The organism is Siphonobacter sp. BAB-5405 (assembly GCF_002872335.1).
Lineage (GTDB): Bacteria > Bacteroidota > Bacteroidia > Cytophagales > Spirosomataceae > Siphonobacter.
Genome location: NZ_NJAG01000108.1, coordinates 1 through 3,178, shown reverse-complemented (window position 1 = coordinate 3,178; position 3,178 = coordinate 1). Strand labels below are relative to the sequence as shown.

Below are 3,178 nucleotides of genomic sequence, written 5' to 3'. Positions count from 1 at the left end.
AATCCGTACATCAACTACCGATTTAGCTCCTTCCTCACGGGAACGGTCAGTGCCAATAACATTACCAATACGCTGGGGCTGACGGAAGCCGAAGAAGCTTCCATTACGGATAACGCTACCAATATTATTCGGGCCGATCCATCACAGGTCGTACGATCTCCGCCAGTTTACTGTTAACTTTCTAAGCATTTAACCGGGTGGGGAGACGTCCTCCGCCTACTTTATTTTTCGTTCCATCCCCTTGCCTTCCAGCACGTATGGCATTCATTAAGCCCCCGCTCAGTTTCAGGTCCATCATCAATATGAATGTGGGCTTTTTTGGCATTCAGTACAGTTTTGGTTTACAGCAAACCAACATGACCCCACTGTATTCCTACCTGGGAGCCAATCCGGATGACATTCCCCTGTTAAATCTGGGCGGGTCCCATGACGGGGCTGATCATCCAGCCCATTGTGGGGGCCATGAGTGACAAAACCATCAGCCGCTTTGGCCGACGGGTTCCCTACTTCATGATCGGGGCCGTTTTCTGTAGCATTTGCTTACTGCTGATGCCGTTTAGCCGAACGCTCTGGATGGCGGCGGGATTACTGTGGATTCTGGATGCGGCGAATAACATCACGATGGAACCGTACCGGGCGTTCGTCAGCGATAAACTTCCGCCTGAACAGCACGCCACGGGTTTCCTAACGCAAAGCTTTTTTACCGGCCTCGGCATTACCCTGGCCAACCTTACCCCTAGCCTGCTGGTCGCTTCAGGACTGATTCTGGAAAATAGCCGCAGCAGCAATCACATTACGTACACTACCTACGCGGCCTTTCTTATTGGAGCCGTAGCCTCGCTTACCTCAGTCTTTTACACAATTTTTACGACGAAAGAATACCCTCTGACTGAGCAGCAGATTCTGCACATCAAGCAGGAAACCCGTCAGGGCATCGGTTACATTTTTCGGGACATTGCTCAGGCCTTTCAGGACATGCCTCCGCGTAATGCGACGCCTGGGAGTGGTGTATCTTTTCAACTGGTACGCCATGTTTGTGTATTGGCAATTCATTACGCTATGTCTGGCCAGAACGATTTTCAATACGCAGGACCCCAATTCGCTGGCGTTTAGCTCCGCTCAGCTCCTCACGGGCAAGGTCAATGCCACCTATAATATTGTCACCTTCTGTACGGCTTTCCTGCTGGGCTGGCTGGCCAAGAAAATCAGTCCGGTAGGTATCCACGCGTTGAGTTTGCTGCTGGCGGGTCTGGGTTTGCTTGCATTGCCGCTGATTTCCAACACCTCCCTGCTCTTTCTGCCGATGATCGGTTTCGGAATTGGCTGGGCCAGTATGATGGGAACGCCGTACGTGATTCTGGCCGGAAGCATTCCCGAAGAAAAAACGGGTATTTATATGGGTATCCTCAACATGTTCATTGTACTGCCAATGATGCTGGAAACCCTGACCTTTCGCTACATCTATCGGTATGTACTTCAGGCAAATCCGGTGCATGCCATCTACTTTGCGGGCCTATTGATTACGATAGCGGCAGTGCTGACCCTCACGCTACGCATGGGCCGTACCCGTCAGCCGGAACCCGCGTATGCTTCACACTAACTGACTTCTTTCATGCTAGATACTTCCGCTTACGAACGTAGTCTGCATCTGTTGCAGCGAGCGGCGACTCCGGTCGGATTTACCGCTGCCGTGCACGAACACGACAACTACAAACGCGTCTGGACCCGCGATGGTGTTATCACCAGTCTGGCAGCCCTGGCCAGTCAGAACCCTGCCCTGATCCAAACGGCGAAGGCGACCCTTCAGACCCTGTTCGATCATCAGCATCCGGTGGGGTTTATGCCCAGTAATGTCACTCCCGGCACACACGCCGTTAGCTACGGCGGCACCGTTGGGCGGGCCGATAATCCTTCCTGGGCGGTGATTGGGCTGCTGTTTTATACCCTTCATACGGGCGATTTGGAATTAGCCGACCAATACCACACTCAGGTACAAAAGTGTCTGGCGGTACTGGAAGCCTGGGAATTTAACGGGAAAGGGCTGATCTACGTCCCCCAAAGTGGCGACTGGGCCGACGAATACATGCAGCACGGCTACATTTTGTACGACCAATTGCTGCGACTCTGGGCTTTGGAACTGGCGGCGGCTTATTACCAGGATGAAGCCTACCGCGGGAAGGCTCAGCAGATTCGCTCGCTTCTACAAGTCAACTTCTGGTATAGTGAGCGAACCTCCGGCCTGTATGCCGCCAACCTGGTACACCAAATGCCTATGGTACAGAAACCGTACTGGTTGCTGGGCTTCAATCCCGCCCGGATCTATCCGCAATTCGATTTACAGGCGAATGCTCTGGCTCTGCTTTTAGGGCTGGGTACGCCGGAGCAGCGGGTGACGCTGGTTGACTTCATCCGAGCATCTTTACAGGACCAGCAGGACTTGCTGGCTTCCTTTTCCCCCGCTATTGAAGAGGATACCTTTTTCATGGAAGAACTCCGGCATAATCATGCTTATGGGTTCAGGAATTTTCCCCACGAATTTCATAACGGAGGTTTATGGCCCGTCTGGAATGGCTTTCTCGTAGCTGGTTTGATGGCCTCTCACGAAGTAGAGCTGGCCCGGCAGGTAACCGCCTACATTCACCGGGCAAATCAGAAATCTTCTGGTACAGAATCAACTGGTTTTTACGAAAACCTGCACGGTTTAAGCAAAGATCCCATTGGTGTTCCCCTGTGTACCTGGAGTGCCGCCGGAGCCGTAATCGCTGAATTGAGCTTGTCCGGATTTTCCTTTTCGCTTACCTAATCCACTACATCATGCCATCCTACGTCCTTGTCATCGGGGAATTACTCATAGACGCCATTAGCTGTGAATACGTAGACCATTTGGGTCAGGCGGCTTCCCTGAGCCTTCATCCGGGCGGCAGTGCCGCAAACTTCTGCCGCTTCCTGCATACCTATCAGGTTCCGACGCGACTGGTGGCCGCAGTGGGTCAGGATGGACTGGGTCGTCAGCTGCTTGATCATTTACGAACCATCGGACTGGATACCTCGCACGTAGCGACGGTGGCTCAACACGCCACGACACTCATCGTGGTAGGTCGCACAAAGGGTACGCCCGACTTCATACCGTATCGGGATGCCGACGCTCAGATTGCTCCCATTGCCGACGATTTGATTG

Annotated in this window: 5 protein-coding genes; all 5 read left to right on the top strand. The window is 52.9% G+C overall.

Annotation, left to right across the window (positions count from 1 at the left end):
- The first annotated feature begins 257 nt into the window (after window positions 1–257).
- Window positions 258–470, top strand: a complete 213-nt coding sequence (locus BWI97_RS28760; protein WP_233208067.1) for a hypothetical protein — start codon at window positions 258–260, stop codon at window positions 468–470.
- Window positions 427–1,113 (top strand): MFS transporter, encoded by a 687-nt coding sequence (locus BWI97_RS29130; RefSeq protein WP_255403245.1) that lies wholly within the window; start codon window positions 427–429, stop codon window positions 1,111–1,113. The genes BWI97_RS28760 and BWI97_RS29130 overlap by 44 nt, the downstream gene beginning before the upstream one ends.
- Complete coding sequence (locus BWI97_RS29125; protein ID WP_255403246.1) at window positions 1,004–1,600, top strand: MFS transporter; 597 nt, start codon at window positions 1,004–1,006, stop codon at window positions 1,598–1,600. Before BWI97_RS29130 ends, BWI97_RS29125 begins: the two co-directional genes overlap by 110 nt.
- Before the next feature lie 12 nt (window positions 1,601–1,612).
- Window positions 1,613–2,803 carry a glycoside hydrolase 100 family protein gene (locus tag BWI97_RS26125; protein WP_102203402.1) on the top strand — a complete coding sequence of 397 codons (1,191 nt, stop codon included), beginning with the start codon at window positions 1,613–1,615 and terminating at the stop codon, window positions 2,801–2,803.
- 11 nt (window positions 2,804–2,814) lie between these two features.
- The coding region (locus BWI97_RS26120) for a carbohydrate kinase family protein (RefSeq protein WP_233208066.1) at window positions 2,815–3,178 on the top strand (364 nt) is incomplete at its 3' end.

Bases quoted from the DNA above. Each gene is read 5' to 3' on its own strand.
- BWI97_RS26125 (WP_102203402.1), top strand. From the start codon at position 1,613: ATGCTAGATACTTCCGCTTACGAACGTAGTCTGCATCTGTTGCAGCGA.
- BWI97_RS28760 (WP_233208067.1), top strand. From the start codon at position 258: ATGGCATTCATTAAGCCCCCGCTCAGTTTCAGGTCCATCATCAATATG.
- BWI97_RS29130 (WP_255403245.1), top strand. From the start codon at position 427: ATGACGGGGCTGATCATCCAGCCCATTGTGGGGGCCATGAGTGACAAA.